We start from the raw sequence: 16,118 nt of genomic DNA, 5'->3' as shown, positions 1-16,118 counted from the left end.
ACCGTAAATTTTTCAGGCTTCATCCAGCGGCACTCGCACCGTCAGGGTCGTCCCCTCTCCCGGCTCACTCTCAAGCAACAACTGCCCGCCCATGATCAACACCCGCTCACGCATGCCGACCACACCAAAGGATGTCGGCCTGCCAGTGGCGGCGACAAATCCTACGCCATCATCGCTGACCGTCAGACAGAGTTCATTGCCCTCAAGGGCCAGCGTCAGTTCAACAGTATGCGCCTGGGCGTGGCGCATGACATTGGTCAGCGCTTCCTGAAGAATCCGGAACAGCCCGATGGCCTTGGCGTCACTGAGCACCGGCAAGTTATCCGGCACTTGCACCAGGCACGGGATCTGCGTGCGCGCCTCGAACCGTCGCGCCTGCCATTCGATGGCCGAGGCGATCCCGGCATCGAGAATCGGCGGCCGTAGCGCCGTGGCCACATCGCGCACCAGTTGAAACAGCTGAGCGATCAACCGTTTCATGCTGTTCAAGCGCTCATGCAGACCTGGGTCGAGCTGGGCGTAGGCCAGTTCACACATGGACGTTTCCAGCTTCAGTACGGTCAACATCTGACCCAGCTCGTCGTGAACTTCCCGGGCGATGCGGGCCTTTTCCTCTTCCCGCACGCTCTCCAGGTGGGCGGACAACTCGCGCAATTGCTCGCGGGAACTGGCCAGTTCCAGTTCGATGCGCTTGCTCTCGGTGATGTCCCAGACGATCCCGTCCCAGACATAGGCGCCATCTTCAAGCCGGCGGGTGATGGCCTTGATTTCGGCCCAGCGCTGCTCGCCCTGACGGGTCAGAATCCGTCCCTGCCACGACCAGTCGCTGTCGGTGTCCAGCGCATGATCCTGAGTCTGGTGATAACTGGCTTTGTCGTCCGGATGCACCAGGCTGCGCAAGCCTTTGTCCCGATGGGCCAGCGTGGCCGGCGAGTATCCCACCAGGCTCTCGCTGCCTTCACTGATGTAGGCAAAGTCGATCTGTCCGGTCACCGGCGCGCGCTCCAGACGAAAGACCAGGCCGGGGACGTTGGCGGCAATCCCTTGCAGCCGCGCCTCGCTTTCCTGCAACGCGGCCAGGGCGCGACGACGCTCGGTGACATCATTGAGATAAACCACCAGGTATTCGCCATCGCGAAAACGCAAGAAGCTCAATGAAACATCCGCCGGCAGAATACTGCCATCCGCTCGCACGCAATTGGTTTCGAAACTTTGCGGCCCTTCGTCACTGGCCCGGGCGCGTTTCCACAGGTTCAGCCAGCGGTCCATGTGCAAACCGGGTTCGAAGTCGATCAATGGCCGATCAATGATCCCGCCCGCCGGGTAGCCGAGCATGGTTTCCGCCGCGCGGTTGGCGTAGCGCACATGGCTGTCCCAGTTGACCCAGAGAATGCCGACGGTGCTCTGATCGATGGAAAACTGCGTGAGGCGCAAGGCCTCTTCGCTGGCCTCGCGCAGGGCAATGTCTTCGCGCGCCGCCAGCAATCGTTGCTCCAGACTGTGTTGCTGACGACGTTGCCAGAACACAATGGCCATGCTGCTCAGCAGTAACACCACCAAGAGCAGGCTGAGGTTTTGCCAGAAACCCGGCGACTCGGACAGTCGCGGGTACTTGGGTTGCACCCATTGGTTGTGCAGTTGTTCGAGGTCCTTGGCCGGGATCGCCCGTAGCGCACTTTCGACGATGCCGGCCAACTCCGGCCAGTCCCGACGCGTGGCCACTCGCAGCAGCTGCGGGAAACCGATATCACCCACCACGGCCAACCCGGAGAACTCAGGCTCGGCAGACAGACGCCCGAACTGCGCCTCATCGACCACGGCGTAACCGGCCTGCTGACTCAACAACAATTGCAGCGCCTGGCGCTCCAGAGGCACGCCTTGCAGGTTCAGATGAGGATAATTGCTGCGCAGATAATCGGCGGTGACGCTGGGCATGCGCACGGCAACGCGGGTCTGGCTGTCGAGCTTTTCCAGCTCTACCGCACCGGTGCTCTTCTGGTCGCTGACCACCAGTTGCGGCACCCGCATGTAAGGGTCGGAAAATTGCCAGAGCCGCAAAGCCGCGGGGGTTTGCGTCAGCCCCGGCGCGATATCGATGTCGCCTTCACGGGCGGCGGCTTCCAATTGCGCAAGATCAGGATAATTGCGCCAGCTCAGTTCGATCTTGAGCGCCTTGGCCAGCCACTTCATCAGCTCGATGTTCACCCCCGACAGGCGCTGCAAGCGGCGATCGTATTGGGCATAGGGTGTTTGCAACACCACTCCGACCCTCAACTCGCCATGCTGAGCCAGCCATTGTTGTTGCGCTGGCAACAGGTGCACGACATGCGCCGGTGGCGCGGGCGCGGCCCAGCCCATCAAGGGAAACCACAAACAGCCGATAACCCACAGGCAGCGAAAATGCATCATCGAAGTCTCACACTGACAAATACTGATCAACCCATTAGGCTGCCGGATTAACTTCTGGCCTGGAATATCCGATGCCCCCTGTCTACCGCCTGGCACTGCCAGCATTGTGCCTGTCGTTGATCCTGCCTTGCGCGTTTTCCGTCGAGGCGGCCGACCCGGCACCCGCAGCTGCGGAAACACCCGCAGAAGAAAAACCGGTCGAACGCCAGCCACTGCTTGAGCGTAGTCAGGAAGAAGCGGCAGCACTTGAGCGAAAAATCCCTGCGCAGGAACAGCAACAACTGCAAGCCGGCACCGACAGCTTTCTCGCCTTGTGGAAACCGGCCAATACCGCCGAACCCAAAGGCGCGGTGATTATCATCCCGGGCGCCGGTGAAACCGTTGACTGGCCGCAAGCGATCAGCCCATTGCGGCGCAAGTTGCCGGACGTCGAGTGGAGCAGCCTGAGTATCACCTTGCCGGACCTGCAAAGCGAAGTCATTGCGCCACGTATCGTCGAAGTGGCGCCAGCGCCCAAAACGCCTGATGCCGGCAGCAAAGACTCCACGACTGCGACGCCCATCGAACAGGCGGCCGGCGGCGAAGCGGATGTGGCCGACAAGGCCATCGTCGAAACCACCGAAGAACAGGCCAAAGCCGACGCGGAGCGAATCTTCGCGCGCATCGATGCAGCCATCGCCTACGCCGAACAGCAAAGCGCTCGCAGTATCGTCGTATTGGGCCATGGTACCGGTGCTTACTGGGCCGCGCGTTATCTGAGCGAGAAACAGCCATCGCAAGTCGAGAAGCTCGTGATGGTCGCCGCCCAGACGCCCGTTACGGCGAAGCCCGAGCTGGCTGAGCTCACACCCACCTTGAAGCTGCCTACCGCCGATATCTTCTATATGGACAAGCCGGTAGACCGTAACGCGGCGCTGGAACGCTTGCAGGCCAGCAAGCGCTTGAAAACTTCGGGGTTCAATCAGGTTTCGCTCAAGGCTTTGCCGGGGAATGCCAAGGCCGAGCAAGAGCAATTGGTGCGTCGGGTGCGGGGCTGGTTGAATCCGCAGCCTGTGGCGGACTGATAGACCGAGTCGCCCTCATCGCGGGCAAGCCCGCTCCCACAGGATTTGAGTCGTACACAATTTTTGCTATCGACATAAAACCTGTGGGAGCGGGCTTGCCCGCGAAGACGGAATCACTGGCAACACAACTCTGCCCTGCTACCGAAAATCCCGCCGCTCACGAATCAACGTATAGGCCGTATGCAATTCACGAGTCTTGTCCGTTGCCTCACGTACCTGCAACGCCGTCGCGCCACTGCCGGCAATCTTGTCCGGATGATGGCGACTGAGCAGGCGTCGATAGGCGCGCTTGATTTGCGCCGGCTCACTGGTCGCCGACACTCCCAATAGCCGCAAGGCGTCCTGGTACGTCACGGCGCCACTGGCCAATGGGCGTTTCGGCTCGTAGTCGCTCGCCAGTGCCTGGACTTGTTGCTGCGTCCACCCCAGCCATTTGCCCCACTGGGCAATCAGCTCGCGCTCACTGCTACCGGCGCGGCCATCAGCCCAGACCATCCGCCAACAGGCGCGTAACACACCTTCCGCTGCATGGGGTTGAGCACTCAGGCGTCGCAGATAACCGCGCAACCGATCATGCCCCGACTTACCGCGATTGAACGCCGCAATCGCCCGACGTTGCGCCGATTCGGTCATCTCCAGCGAGCGCATTTCCTGCCGCGCCTGCTGGATGTGCCCATCCACTACCCGCCCATCGCTCTTGGCCAATCGGCCCAGTAACACGAACAGCAGTTCATCATTGCGCAGCACCGAGCGGCCACCGAATTTTTCCCATAGATGCGCCCAGCTCTGCAGGTGCAAGCGCCGGTCCAGCGCCTGTCCCAATAAAGCGCCGAGCATGGCCCCCGGAATGCTGGCTATGGCAAAGCCCGCTCCGGCTCCAATCAGAGTCCCTGGCCATAACATGTCAGCGTCTCGCTTCTATCAGAGTTTCGACTTCAGCCAGACGCTCGTGAGTGCCGACATCCACCCACTGCCCATTCAGGTGTTCGCCGGTCACTTGCCCGTCAGCCATGGCTTTGCGCAGCAGCGGCGCAAGCTTGAAGGCCCCGGCCGAGCAACCGTCAAACAGCTGCGGATGCAACACGGCGATGCCGCTGTAGGTCAGGGTTGATGCATCCGGCCGACCGTCCTGAACATGGCCATCGACCAAAGTGAAATCTCCACTCGGGTGATGCGCCGGGTTGTCCGCCAATACCAGATGAGCAAGCCCGACGATGGGCTGATGCAACACGCTGAAGTCGTAGTCGGTCCAGATGTCACCATTGACCACCACAAAGGCCTCGTCACCCAACAACGGCAACGCACGGAAAATACCGCCGCCGGTCTCCAGCGGCTCACCTTCCGCCGAGAACTGAATGCTCACGCCATACCGCGAACCATCCCCCAGATAATCCTCGATCTGCTGACCGAGCCAGGCATGGTTGATCACGATCTCGGTAAACCCTGCAGCCGCCAACGCTCGCAGGTGATACTCGATCAGGGGCACTCCGCCGACACGAACCAGCGGCTTTGGCGTGGTCAGGGTCAACGGACGCATGCGCTCGCCCTTACCCGCGGCCAGAATCATTGCCTTCATGCAGTCGCTCCAGCACGCAGACCGGCCAGCAATTCACCCAGCTCCGCCAGTTCAGGGCGACGGGCGATGACCGCGTCTATGTAAGCAAAGAAGCGCGGCACATCGCCGAGGTAGCGTGGCTTGCCATCGCGATGGCAGATGCGGGCGAAAATGCCGATGACTTTCAAGTGGCGCTGCACGCCCATCAGGTCGCTGGCGCGCAGGAAATCTTCGAAGTCAGGCTGCACCGGGATGTCGAGCGCGCCGGCTTGCTGCCAGTAATCTTCCAGCCAGCCACGCACACGCTCTTCAGGCCAGCTGAGGAAGGCGTCCTTGAACAGGCAGGTCACGTCATAGGTCACGGGCCCGTAGACCGCGTCCTGGAAATCCAGCACGCCGGGATTCGGCTCGCTGATCATCAGGTTGCGCGGCATGTAGTCGCGATGCACCAGGACTTTGGGCTGAGCCAGAGCGCTGTCTATCAGCAGGTCGCTGACATGCTGCCAGAGCACTTGCTGCGCCGCGTCGAATTCAATGCCCAGTTCGCATTTCACGTACCACTCAGGGAACAGTTCCAGCTCGCGACGCAGCAGCGCCACGTCATAACTTGGCAGCGGCGCTACCATCGGCAACTGCTGAAAAGCCAGCAACGCTTGCAGGGCGTCCTTGAACAAATCATCGGCATTTTCGCTGTCGATCACGTCCAGGTAAGTCTTATTGCCCAGGTCATTGAGCAAAAGAAAACCCCGATCGAGGTCTTCGGCATAAATTTTCGGCACGTTTATTCCGGATTTCGCCAGCAGAAAAGCGATATCCACGAAGGGTTTGCAGTTTTCCTGGGGCGGCGGCGCGTCCATCACGACGAAACTTCGGCCCGCGCCTTCCCAGCGGAAATAGCGCCGAAAACTCGCGTCGCTACTGGCCGCAGTCAACGTGGCCGGGGGCACGGCGCCCCAACTTTGTTCTGCAAAGAGGATAGCCAACTGTTCATCGAGCCAAACTTTCAGGTGTTGCAAGCGTACATCTTGGTCAGGCATTGCAAGGGTCTCCGACGGCGCTAGCCGTCAAGCGGGTCATGCTTTATTATCCAGCATCTTTTTCAGACCATCGAGAGGCGTGCGGCCCACACCGCGGGCAGATGGCACGCAGGAAGCCCGGACTAATAAGATGGCATTGAAATCCCCCGCGTTTCGTAAAAAATTTCCGTTGTTGGTTACCGGCAGTCTGCTGGCCCTGCAACCTCTAGCCACTTCGTTCGTGGTCGCCGCGGAACAGTATGACTGCTCAGTCTCTGCTTCGGGTGCCTGGGACTGTGCGCCAAAGGCGCCGGCTGCTGCATTGCCGCCACGCCCCGTCCATGACGGCAGCGCAGTTTCCGCCACTGGCGAAGCCCCGGCAGACACCGGCTCCAGCGCAGACACCGGCGCCAAACCTGTGCTGGTTACCGAGTCCAAGGGCCGCGGCCTGAAGTCGCGTAGTGAAGACTACAGCCACCTCGACTGGGTTCCGCGCGAGAAGCTCACTGCAGCGCAATTGGCCGAAACCGGTCCTTACTGCTCTGGTTCCTATATCGAACCGATTCGTCCTGGCATGAATGACAAGACGAATAAAAGTGACGCTCCGACCTTTCTCGGCGCCAAAGCCTCTCGCTACAAGCAGGATGAACAGGTCGCTACCCTGGCCGGTGACGTGGTCATGCGTCAGGGCAGCATGCAGGTCGAAGCCGACGAAGCGAACCTGTACCAGGCCGAGAGCCGTGGCGAACTGAGCGGCAACGTCCGCGTTCGCGACAATGGCGCACTGATCGTGGGCGACCACGCCGACGTGCAACTCGACACCGGTGAAGCCAAGATCGACAACGCCGAATACGTGATGCACAAATCCCGTATCCGCGGTAACGCGTTGTACGCCAAGCGTGCCGAGAACGCGATCATCCGCCTCAAGGATGGTACGTACACCACGTGCGAACCGGACAGCAACGCCTGGCAGCTCAAGGGCAACAACATCACCTTGAACCCGGCGACCGGCTTCGGTACCGCGACCAACGTGACGCTGCGGGTCAAGGACATTCCGGTTCTGTATACGCCGTACATCTATTTCCCGATCGACGACCGCCGTCAGTCCGGCTTCCTGCCACCGACCATCGGCACCGGCAGCGACACCGGCTTCATGCTGGTCACCCCGTACTACTTCAACCTGGCACCGAATTACGACGCCACGTTGTACCCGCGCTATATGGCCAAGCGTGGCCTGTTGATGGAAGGCGAATTCCGCTACCTGACCAAGTCCAGCGAAGGTCAGTTCGGCGCCGCGTACCTCAACGATGAAGATACCGAGCGCAGCGGACAAACCGATTACGATAAAACCCGCTACATGTATAACTGGCAGCACAAGGGTGGTCTGGACTCGCGCGTAATGACTCAGGTCGATTACACCAAGATCAGCGATCCGTATTACTTCCAGGATCTGCAGACTGATCAGATTGGTGTGAAAAGTGCCGATTTCGTGAACCAGCAGGGTTCTGTCACCTATCGTGGCGACAGCTATACCGCTCGTTTGAACGCACAGGCCTATCAGCTGGCGACTGTTTCGAACATCACGCCGTATGATCGTTTGCCGCAGATCACCTTCAATGGCGCGCTGCCCTATCACCCGAACGGTCTTGTTTTCGACTATGAGACGGAAATCGTCCGGTTTGACCGCGATTTGAAGAATGGCAACTTCGTTAACGAAGATGGCACCGTCGAGCCGCGTCTTGATAACAACGTGACCGGCCTGGCTCGCGCCACCGGCGACCGTTTGAATCTCAAGCCGGGTGTCAGCCTGCCGTTGAACTGGACCTATGGGTTCTTGAAGCCATCTCTGAAGTATCAGTACACCCAGTATCAGCTGGATCTGGACGGCACGGGTAAGAGTCAAATCGTTGCTCAACAAAACGCAGCAGCGGCCGCAGGCACCGATTACGTCGGTGGTGAATTCGGCAGCAACCAAAATCGCGGCGTCCCAATTGCCAGTATCGACAGCGGTCTGTACTTCGATCGCAACACTCAATGGTTCGGCAAGAACTATCGCCAGACTCTGGAACCGCGCCTGTTCTACCTCTATGTACCTGAGGAAGACCAGGAGGATATTCCGGTTTTCGACACCAGCGAATACACCTTCAACTACGCCTCGCTATTTCGCGACAACCGCTTCTCCGGCTCCGACCGTGTGGGTGACGAGAACAAGCTGTCGCTGGGCGTGACCAACCGCTGGATTGAAGATAACGGCTTCGAACGTCAACGCATCAGCGTAGGCCAGGCCTTGTACTTCAAGGACCGCGAAGTCCAGTTGCCAGGTATCGATGCGAAAACCCGCGACGATGCAAAATCCAGCGTTTCGCCTTATGCACTGGAATACGAATATCGCTGGAACCGCGACTGGCGCACCACGGCCGACTACAACTGGGACCCGGACAGCCGCAGCCCTCGCTCGGGCAGCGCGATGTTCCACTACCAGCCTGAAGACAACCCGAACAAGGTCATCAACGCCGGTTATCGCTATCGCAACGACCAGGTCCGCTATGACCAGAACACCGGTAAATGGTCGGTGGGTGGTGGCGATTACGGCACCCCGGGCACTCCTGGCTACGTGAAGGACTACTACAAGATCAAACAGCACGACTTCTCGGTGATCTGGCCGATCGTGCCGCAATGGAACGCCATCAGCCGTTGGCAGTATGACTACAACCGCAACCGTACTCTGGAAGCCTTCGGTGGTTTCGAATACGACAACTGCTGCTGGAAATTGCGCCTGATCAACCGTTACTGGGTCAGCTATGACGAATTCAGTCAGAACGCCCCGGAAAACGAAAAAGGCGACCACGGCGTCTTCCTCCAAATTGTTCTGAAGGGACTCGGCGGCCTCACCGGCGCCAAGGTAGAGAGCTTCCTCGACAAAGGCATCCAAGGTTATCGTGAACGTGAAGACCAAGCTTTCTGATTGTCTGCGCCCGCTGATGCTGGGCGCGCTGTTCCTGGGTACCGCGGCCAACGCCGCGGTACAGTCCATCGATAAAGTGGTGGCCATCGTCGACAACGACGTGGTCATGCAGAGCCAACTGGACCAGCGTGTTCACGAAGTTCAGCAAACCATCGCCAAACGCGGTGCTGCCGTACCGCCTGCGGGCGTGCTGGATCAGCAGGTGCTCGAGCGCCTGATCGTCGAAAACCTGCAACTGCAGATCGGCGAGCGTTCAGGCATCCGCATTACCGATGAAGAACTGAACCAGGCTGTCGGCACCATTGCCCAGCGCAACAACATGTCGATTGAACAATTCCGCTCCGCGCTGGCTCGCGACGGCTTGTCTTATGACGACGCTCGTGACCAGATCCGCCGCGAAATGATCATCAGCCGTGTGCGTCAGCGCCGTGTAGCTGAACGCATCCAGGTGTCCGAGCAGGAAGTGAAGAACTTCCTGGCGTCCGACCTGGGCAAGATGCAGCTGTCCGAAGAGTTCCGTCTGGCCAACATCCTGATTCCTACGCCGGAAAGCGCCAACTCCGACGCGATTCAGAATGCCGCCAAACAAGCCGATGCGGTTTACCAGCAGCTCAAGCAAGGCGCTGACTTCGGTCAGTTGGCAATCACCAAATCCGCCAGCGAAACTGCACTGGAAGGCGGCGACATGGGATGGCGTAAAGCCGCCCAACTGCCACCTCCGTTCGATCGCCTGCTGAGCACCATGGCGGTGGGTGACGTAACCCAGCCAATGCGTACTCCGGGCGGCTTCATCATCCTGAAGATCCTCGACAAGCGTGGCGGTGAAGCCCAGGTGCGTGACGAAGTGCATGTGCGGCACATCCTGGTCAAACCAAGCCCGATCCGCGATGAAGAAAAAACCAAAGCCCTGGCTCAATCGCTCTACTCCCGTATCGAAGCGGGCGAAGACTTTGGCGAACTGGCGAAAAGCTTCTCCGAAGATCCGGGTTCCGCCCTCAACGGCGGCGATCTGAACTGGGTCGACCCGAATGCACTGGTGCCTGAATTCCGCGAAGTGATGGCCAAGACCCCACAAGGTCAGCTGTCCAAGCCGTTCCAGACTCAATATGGCTGGCACGTTCTGGAAGTCCTTGGCCGCCGCGCCACCGACAGCACCAGCCAGGCCCGTGAGCAGCAAGCGATGACCGTACTGCGTAACCGCAAATACGATGAAGAGCTGCAAACCTGGCTGCGTCAGATCCGTGACGAAGCGTATGTAGAAATCAAGCTCCCTGGTGCAGACCAGGCAACGCAGTGAAACCCAAGCGTTTCGCGTTGACCCCCGGCGAACCGGCCGGCATAGGTCCCGACTTGTGCCTGCTGCTCGCCTCGCAAGCCCAGCCACACCCTCTGATTGCCATTACCAGCCGCGACCTGCTCATCGAGCGGGCCGCGCAGCTGGGCGTGGTTGTCGATCTGCTGCTGGTAACGCCGGACAGCTGGCCCGATGCTCCCGCCCCGGCCAACAGCCTGTATGTGTGGGATACGCCGCTTAACGCCAAGGTCACCGCCGGGCAACTGGACAAAGCCAATGCGGCTTTCGTTCTGGAAACCCTGACGCGTGCTGGCCAGGGCTGCCTGGACGGGCATTTCGCCGGCATGATCACCGCCCCTGTGCACAAGGGCGTGATCAATGAATCCGGAATCGCCTTTTCCGGGCACACGGAATTTCTCGCAGACCTGACTCATACCGCGCAAGTGGTAATGATGCTCGCCACCCGCGGCTTGCGCGTTGCATTGGTCACTACTCACCTGCCCCTTCGCGAGATTGCCGATGCAATCACACCGGAGCGCCTGGAGCGGGTCACGCGGATCCTGCATACCGACCTGCAAGAAAAATTCGGCATCGCCCAGCCACGCATCCTGGTTTGCGGGCTTAACCCGCACGCCGGTGAAGGCGGTCACCTGGGCCATGAAGAAATCGACATCATCGAACCTACATTAGAGCGCCTGCGCGGCGAGGGCATGGACCTTCGCGGTCCCCTGCCCGCCGACACTCTGTTTACCCCCAAATATCTGGAGCACTGCGACGCGGTGCTGGCGATGTACCACGACCAGGGCCTGCCCGTGCTGAAATACAAAGGCTTCGGCGCGGCAGTCAACGTGACCCTCGGCTTGCCGATCATCCGCACATCGGTCGACCACGGCACCGCCCTGGATCTGGCCGGCAGCGGAAAAATCGACACCGGCAGCCTGCAAGTCGCCCTGGAAACCGCCTACCAGATGGCCGAGACCCGTTTATGACCGAGCATTACCAACACCGGGCGCGCAAGCGCTTCGGCCAAAACTTCCTGCACGATGCCGGCGTTATCGACCGCATCCTGCGTTCCATTCATGCCAAACCCGAAGACCGTCTGCTGGAAATCGGCCCGGGCCAGGGCGCGTTGACCGAAGGCCTGCTCAACAGCGGCGCCCAACTGGACGTGGTGGAGCTGGACAAGGACCTGATCCCGATCCTCAACCAGCAGTTCGCCAGCAAGAGCAACTTCAACCTGCATCAGGGCGACGCGCTGAAGTTCGACTTCAACAGCCTGAACGCCGCGCCGAACAGCCTGCGAGTCGTCGGCAACCTGCCGTACAACATCTCTACGCCGCTGATCTTTCACCTGCTGCACAACGCCAACCTGATTCGCGACATGCACTTCATGCTGCAAAAGGAAGTGGTCGAGCGTCTGGCGGCAGGCCCTGGTGGCGGTGACTGGGGTCGCCTGTCGATCATGGTTCAGTACCATTGCCGGGTCGAACATCTATTCAACGTTGGCCCAGGCGCATTCAATCCGCCGCCGAAAGTCGATTCGGCCATCGTGCGCCTGGTGCCTCACGCGGTACTCCCGCATCCAGCCAAAGATCACAAACTGCTGGAGCGCGTCGTGCGCGAAGCTTTCAACCAGCGTCGCAAAACATTGCGCAACACGCTCAAATTGCTGCTGAGCAACGCCGAAATCGAAGCCGCCGGCGTCGATGGAAGCTTGCGCCCCGAGCAGCTCGATCTGGCTGCCTTCGTGCGCCTGGCCGACAAGCTCAGCGAACAAGTCCTACAGAAGCCTGTCACCGACTGAAAGGCGATGAGCGCTATCGGGTAGGACGCCACTCTGGTTTACTACCCGATACTTGGCCTAGACTGAGTTCTATCAGCTACGCCCCGCGTCCCGCTTCGTTTCTAAGGCCTTTTGCATGTCCGATCCTCGTTATCAGGTCGACGTCAGCGTCGTCACCCGCTATCTGGCAGAACAATCGCAACCCGAGCAAAATCGCTTTGCCTTCTCCTACACCATCACCGTGCAGAACAATGGCCTGATGCCTGCCAAACTGCTTTCACGGCACTGGGTGATCACCGACGGTGACGGGCATGTCGAGGAGGTTCGCGGTGCAGGCGTCGTCGGCCAGCAGCCGCTGATCGACGTGGGCAAGAGCCATACTTACAGCAGCGGCACCGTCATGACCTCCAAGGTCGGTACGATGCAAGGCACCTACCAGATGCTCGCCGAAGACGGTAAGCACTTCGATGCCGTCATCGCGCCATTCCGTCTGGCGGTCCCCGGGGCGTTGCACTGATGGCGACGTATGCCGTCGGTGATGTGCAAGGTTGCCTTGAACCGCTCAAATGCCTGCTCAAGCAAGTGGCCTTCGACCCTGCCCGAGATCGCCTGTGGCTGGTGGGTGATCTCGTCAACCGTGGCCCACAGTCACTGGAAACCTTGCGCTTCCTCTATAGCATCCGTGAGTCGCTGGTGTGCGTACTCGGCAACCATGATCTGCACTTGCTGGCGGTCGGGCAAAATATCGAACGCCTGAAGAAGGCCGACACGCTGCGCGAGATCCTTGAAGCACCCGATTGCGGGGAGCTGCTGGAGTGGGTTCGGCAACAAAAGCTCATGCATTACGACGAACAGCGCGATATTGCCCTGGTCCATGCCGGCATTCCGCCTCAATGGTCGCTGCGCAAAGCCTTGAAGTGCGCCGCCGAAGTCGAAGAAGCCCTGCACGACGACAACCGCTTCGCGCCTTACCTCGACGGTATGTACGGCAACGAGCCGGTGAAATGGGACAACGACCTCAAAGGCGCAGCGCGCTTGCGAGTCATCACCAACTACTTCACCCGGATGCGCTTTTGCACCAGTGACGGCAAGCTTGATCTCAAGGGCAAGGAAGGCGTCGACACCGCACCGCCGGGTTATGCGCCGTGGTTCACCCACAAGGAGCGCAAGACCAAAGGCCTGAAGATCATCTTCGGTCACTGGGCGGCGCTCGAAGGCCAATGCAACGAGCCGGGTCTGTTTGCGCTCGACACCGGTTGCGTCTGGGGTGGCGCCATGACCCTGATGAACGTCGATACCGGCGAGCGCCTGCAATGTAAATGCGACGCCCATGGCCACACTCAGCCGGCTGTCGCCGCCTCTATTCCCGAACAAACGTCAGCCAGCGCCCCGCGCTAGACTGCGCTTTCAGCCGAGCCACAGGAGCCCGCCATGAGCGAATTCAAACGTATCCCCCCAGAACAGGCCCAGGCCCTGCGCGAACAAGGCGCGGTGGTGGTCGATGTCCGCGATCCGGCCACTTTTGCCGCGCTGCACATTGCCGGCTCCAAGCATCTGGACAATCATTCCCTGCATGCTTTCATTCAAGGCGCTGACCTCGACGCGCCGACAGTAGTGGTCTGCTATCACGGTAATTCCAGCCAGGGCGCGGCCGCTTACCTGATCAGTCAGGGTTTCTCCGACGTCTACAGCATGGATGGCGGTTTTGAGCTGTGGCGTACGACCTATCCTTCGGAAACGGCGCAAGGCACTTCCGAATAATTTTTTTGTAATGCGCAAGCCCCGGCCCCCGCGGGCTCGCGCGATTGCAGACGAACGGTCTGCCATAACTAATTACGCATCTTGCCTTTACCTCCCGAATTCCCAACTATCCTTAAGCGCAGGCCATCCAAAACAGGGGAGAGCCGGTACACCGGCGCACGGGTCATCGGGAGTAGCTTTCGGAGCAGTCAGTTCCGGAAGAGTTCTGGGGGGTAAACAGCAACTGCCTGTTCGGTTGCTGCCAGCATCGACTGAGTGATCCGGCGTCGGCTCCACGTATCGAGCGAGGTGACGTCATGAGTATCTTTAGCCACTTCCAACAACGCTTCGAGTCCACACGCCAGGAAGAATTCTCCCTGCAGGAGTACCTGGAACTGTGCAAAAAGGACCGCAGCGCCTACGCCTCCGCGGCCGAGCGTCTCTTGCTGGCCATCGGCGAACCGGAGCTGCTCGACACCTCGACCAATTCGAGGCTGTCGCGCATCTTTTCCAACAAGGTGATCCGTCGCTATCCGGCCTTTGAGGACTTCCACGGGATGGAAGAATGCATCGACCAGATCGTGTCGTATTTCCGCCATGCCGCTCAGGGTCTGGAAGAAAAGAAACAGATCCTCTACCTGCTGGGCCCTGTCGGTGGCGGTAAGTCATCTTTGGCCGAAAAGCTTAAACAGCTGATCGAGAAAGTGCCCTTCTATGCAATCAAGGGCTCGCCGGTTTTCGAGTCGCCCCTGGGTCTGTTCAACGCCACTGAAGATGGCGCGATCCTCGAGGAAGACTTCGGTATTCCCCGGCGCTACCTCAACACCATCATGTCGCCATGGGCGACCAAGCGCCTGGCCGAATTCGGCGGCGATATAAGCCAGTTCCGCGTGGTGAAACTGTATCCGTCGATCCTCAACCAGATTGCGGTCGCGAAAACCGAGCCGGGCGATGAAAACAACCAGGACATCTCGGCACTGGTGGGCAAGGTCGATATTCGCAAACTGGAAGAGTTTCCGCAGAACGACGCCGATGCCTACAGCTATTCGGGGGCACTGTGCCGGGCCAACCAGGGCCTGATGGAGTTCGTCGAAATGTTCAAGGCACCGATCAAGGTGCTGCACCCATTGCTGACGGCCACCCAGGAAGGCAACTACAACAGTACCGAAGGCCTTGGGGCGATTCCGTTCACCGGGATTCTGCTGGCCCACTCCAACGAATCGGAATGGCACACCTTCCGCAACAACAAGAACAACGAAGCCTTCATCGACCGGATCTATATCGTCAAAGTGCCATACTGCTTGCGCGTCAGCGACGAGGTGAAGATCTACGACAAGCTGCTGTTCAACAGCTCGCTGGCCAAGGCCCATTGCGCGCCCGACACTCTGAAAATGCTTGCTCAGTTCACCGTGCTCTCGCGCCTCAAGGAGCCGGAAAACTCCAACATCTACTCCAAGATGCGCGTGTATGACGGCGAAAACCTCAAGGACACCGACCCGAAGGCCAAGTCGATCCAGGAATACCGCGACGCAGCGGGTGTCGACGAAGGCATGAACGGTCTGTCGACCCGCTTCGCCTTCAAGATTCTGTCGAAGGTCTTCAACTTCGATCCGCACGAAATCGCCGCCAACCCGGTGCATCTGCTCTACGTGCTGGAACAACAGATCGAACAGGAACAGTTCCAGGCCGAGACCCGCGAACGCTATCTGCGCTTCCTGAAAGAGTACCTGGCGCCGCGTTATATCGAATTCATCGGCAAGGAGATCCAGACTGCCTACCTCGAGTCTTACAGCGAGTACGGCCAGAACATCTTCGATCGCTACGTGCTGTACGCCGACTTCTGGATTCAGGATCAGGAATACCGCGATCCGGAAACCGGCGAGATTCTCAACCGCGTAGCCCTGAACGAAGAACTGGAGAAAATCGAAAAACCGGCCGGTATCAGCAATCCGAAGGATTTCCGCAACGAAATCGTCAACTTCGTACTGCGCGCCCGAGCCAACAACAATGGCAAGAACCCAACCTGGCTCAGCTACGAAAAACTGCGGGTGGTCATCGAGAAGAAAATGTTCTCCAACACCGAGGACTTGCTGCCGGTCATCAGCTTCAACGCCAAGGCCAGCAAAGAGGATCAGCAGAAGCACAACGACTTCGTCACACGGATGGTCGAGCGGGGCTACACCGACAAACAGGTACGACTGCTGTCCGAGTGGTACTTGCGGGTCAGAAAATCACAGTAACCCGCTGCCGGTCAGACCGGTTGTCGTTAGCCCGAGGCCTGTTTACGCTTTT

13 protein-coding genes are annotated in these 16,118 nt (G+C 59.5%); 9 read left to right on the top strand and 4 right to left on the bottom strand.

Annotated features, from left to right (window positions below; all coding sequences use genetic code 11):
- Positions 1 to 12: 12 nt before the first annotated feature.
- Positions 13 to 2,409: a PAS domain-containing sensor histidine kinase gene (locus PSH88_RS02990; RefSeq protein ID WP_305424879.1), complete on the bottom strand. Its 2,397-nt coding sequence runs from the start codon at positions 2,407 to 2,409 to the stop codon at positions 13 to 15.
- A 71-nt stretch (positions 2,410 to 2,480) separates the two neighbouring features.
- On the opposite strand from PSH88_RS02990, the gene PSH88_RS02985 reads away from it, so the two are divergent.
- On the top strand, positions 2,481 to 3,473 hold the full coding sequence (locus PSH88_RS02985) for an alpha/beta hydrolase family protein (RefSeq protein ID WP_305424878.1): 993 nt from the start codon (positions 2,481 to 2,483) through the stop codon (positions 3,471 to 3,473).
- Positions 3,474 to 3,611: 138 nt separating this feature from the next.
- Here the strand turns inward: PSH88_RS02985 and PSH88_RS02980 are convergent, their stop codons facing one another.
- The 3 genes from PSH88_RS02980 to PSH88_RS02970 are packed head-to-tail and all read right to left on the bottom strand — an operon-like array spanning position 3,612 to position 6,065.
- Entirely contained in the window at positions 3,612 to 4,376 is a 765-nt protein-coding gene (locus tag PSH88_RS02980) for a TerB family tellurite resistance protein (RefSeq protein WP_305424877.1), read from the bottom strand.
- Between the two features lies 1 nt (position 4,377).
- On the bottom strand, positions 4,378 to 5,049 hold the full coding sequence (murU, locus tag PSH88_RS02975) for an N-acetylmuramate alpha-1-phosphate uridylyltransferase MurU (RefSeq protein ID WP_305424875.1): 672 nt from the start codon (positions 5,047 to 5,049) through the stop codon (positions 4,378 to 4,380).
- Entirely contained in the window at positions 5,046 to 6,065 is a 1,020-nt protein-coding gene (locus PSH88_RS02970; protein ID WP_305424874.1) for an aminoglycoside phosphotransferase family protein, read from the bottom strand. Before PSH88_RS02970 ends, murU begins: the two co-directional genes overlap by 4 nt.
- Positions 6,066 to 6,195: 130 nt before the next feature.
- Between PSH88_RS02970 and PSH88_RS02965 the strand changes: the two genes are divergently transcribed.
- The 8 genes from PSH88_RS02965 to PSH88_RS02930 all read left to right on the top strand — a co-directional run bounded on the left by PSH88_RS02965 (position 6,196) and on the right by PSH88_RS02930 (position 16,066).
- Positions 6,196 to 9,009 carry an LPS-assembly protein LptD gene (locus PSH88_RS02965; RefSeq protein ID WP_305424872.1) on the top strand — a complete coding sequence of 938 codons (2,814 nt, stop codon included), beginning with the start codon at positions 6,196 to 6,198 and terminating at the stop codon, positions 9,007 to 9,009.
- Positions 8,990 to 10,306, top strand: a complete 1,317-nt coding sequence (gene surA, locus PSH88_RS02960; protein WP_305424871.1) for a peptidylprolyl isomerase SurA — start codon at positions 8,990 to 8,992, stop codon at positions 10,304 to 10,306. Before PSH88_RS02965 ends, surA begins: the two co-directional genes overlap by 20 nt.
- Complete coding sequence (pdxA, locus tag PSH88_RS02955; protein ID WP_305424869.1) at positions 10,303 to 11,292, top strand: 4-hydroxythreonine-4-phosphate dehydrogenase PdxA; 990 nt, start codon at positions 10,303 to 10,305, stop codon at positions 11,290 to 11,292. Before surA ends, pdxA begins: the two co-directional genes overlap by 4 nt.
- Positions 11,289 to 12,107 carry a 16S rRNA (adenine(1518)-N(6)/adenine(1519)-N(6))-dimethyltransferase RsmA gene (gene rsmA / locus PSH88_RS02950; protein WP_305424867.1) on the top strand — a complete coding sequence of 273 codons (819 nt, stop codon included), beginning with the start codon at positions 11,289 to 11,291 and terminating at the stop codon, positions 12,105 to 12,107. Before pdxA ends, rsmA begins: the two co-directional genes overlap by 4 nt.
- 115 nt (positions 12,108 to 12,222) lie before the next feature.
- Positions 12,223 to 12,603, top strand: coding sequence for a Co2+/Mg2+ efflux protein ApaG (apaG, locus tag PSH88_RS02945; protein WP_305424865.1), 381 nt, complete (start codon positions 12,223 to 12,225; stop codon positions 12,601 to 12,603).
- Complete coding sequence (locus PSH88_RS02940; protein ID WP_305424864.1) at positions 12,603 to 13,484, top strand: symmetrical bis(5'-nucleosyl)-tetraphosphatase; 882 nt, start codon at positions 12,603 to 12,605, stop codon at positions 13,482 to 13,484. The genes apaG and PSH88_RS02940 overlap by 1 nt, the downstream gene beginning before the upstream one ends.
- Positions 13,485 to 13,517: 33 nt before the next feature.
- A complete protein-coding gene (gene glpE, locus PSH88_RS02935) occupies positions 13,518 to 13,847 on the top strand; it encodes a thiosulfate sulfurtransferase GlpE (protein WP_030130002.1) in 330 nt (109 codons plus the stop codon).
- 296 nt (positions 13,848 to 14,143) lie between these two features.
- Entirely contained in the window at positions 14,144 to 16,066 is a 1,923-nt protein-coding gene (locus PSH88_RS02930; protein ID WP_105340959.1) for a PrkA family serine protein kinase, read from the top strand.
- Positions 16,067 to 16,118: the final 52 nt, after the last annotated feature.

It is taken from the genome of Pseudomonas wuhanensis (assembly GCF_030687395.1).
GTDB classification, from domain to species: Bacteria; Pseudomonadota; Gammaproteobacteria; order Pseudomonadales; family Pseudomonadaceae; genus Aquipseudomonas; species Aquipseudomonas wuhanensis.
This window is presented reverse-complemented; position numbering and strand designations above follow the sequence as displayed.

Coding starts and splice junctions, on each gene's coding strand:
- PSH88_RS02990 (WP_305424879.1), bottom strand. CDS start 2,409: ATGATGCATTTTCGCTGCCTGTGGGTTATCGGCTGTTTGTGGTTTCCC.
- PSH88_RS02985 (WP_305424878.1), top strand. CDS start 2,481: ATGCCCCCTGTCTACCGCCTGGCACTGCCAGCATTGTGCCTGTCGTTG.
- PSH88_RS02980 (WP_305424877.1), bottom strand. CDS start 4,376: ATGTTATGGCCAGGGACTCTGATTGGAGCCGGAGCGGGCTTTGCCATA.
- murU (WP_305424875.1), bottom strand. CDS start 5,049: ATGAAGGCAATGATTCTGGCCGCGGGTAAGGGCGAGCGCATGCGTCCG.
- PSH88_RS02970 (WP_305424874.1), bottom strand. CDS start 6,065: ATGCCTGACCAAGATGTACGCTTGCAACACCTGAAAGTTTGGCTCGAT.
- PSH88_RS02965 (WP_305424872.1), top strand. CDS start 6,196: ATGGCATTGAAATCCCCCGCGTTTCGTAAAAAATTTCCGTTGTTGGTT.
- rsmA (WP_305424867.1), top strand. CDS start 11,289: ATGACCGAGCATTACCAACACCGGGCGCGCAAGCGCTTCGGCCAAAAC.
- apaG (WP_305424865.1), top strand. CDS start 12,223: ATGTCCGATCCTCGTTATCAGGTCGACGTCAGCGTCGTCACCCGCTAT.
- PSH88_RS02940 (WP_305424864.1), top strand. CDS start 12,603: ATGGCGACGTATGCCGTCGGTGATGTGCAAGGTTGCCTTGAACCGCTC.
- glpE (WP_030130002.1), top strand. CDS start 13,518: ATGAGCGAATTCAAACGTATCCCCCCAGAACAGGCCCAGGCCCTGCGC.
- PSH88_RS02930 (WP_105340959.1), top strand. CDS start 14,144: ATGAGTATCTTTAGCCACTTCCAACAACGCTTCGAGTCCACACGCCAG.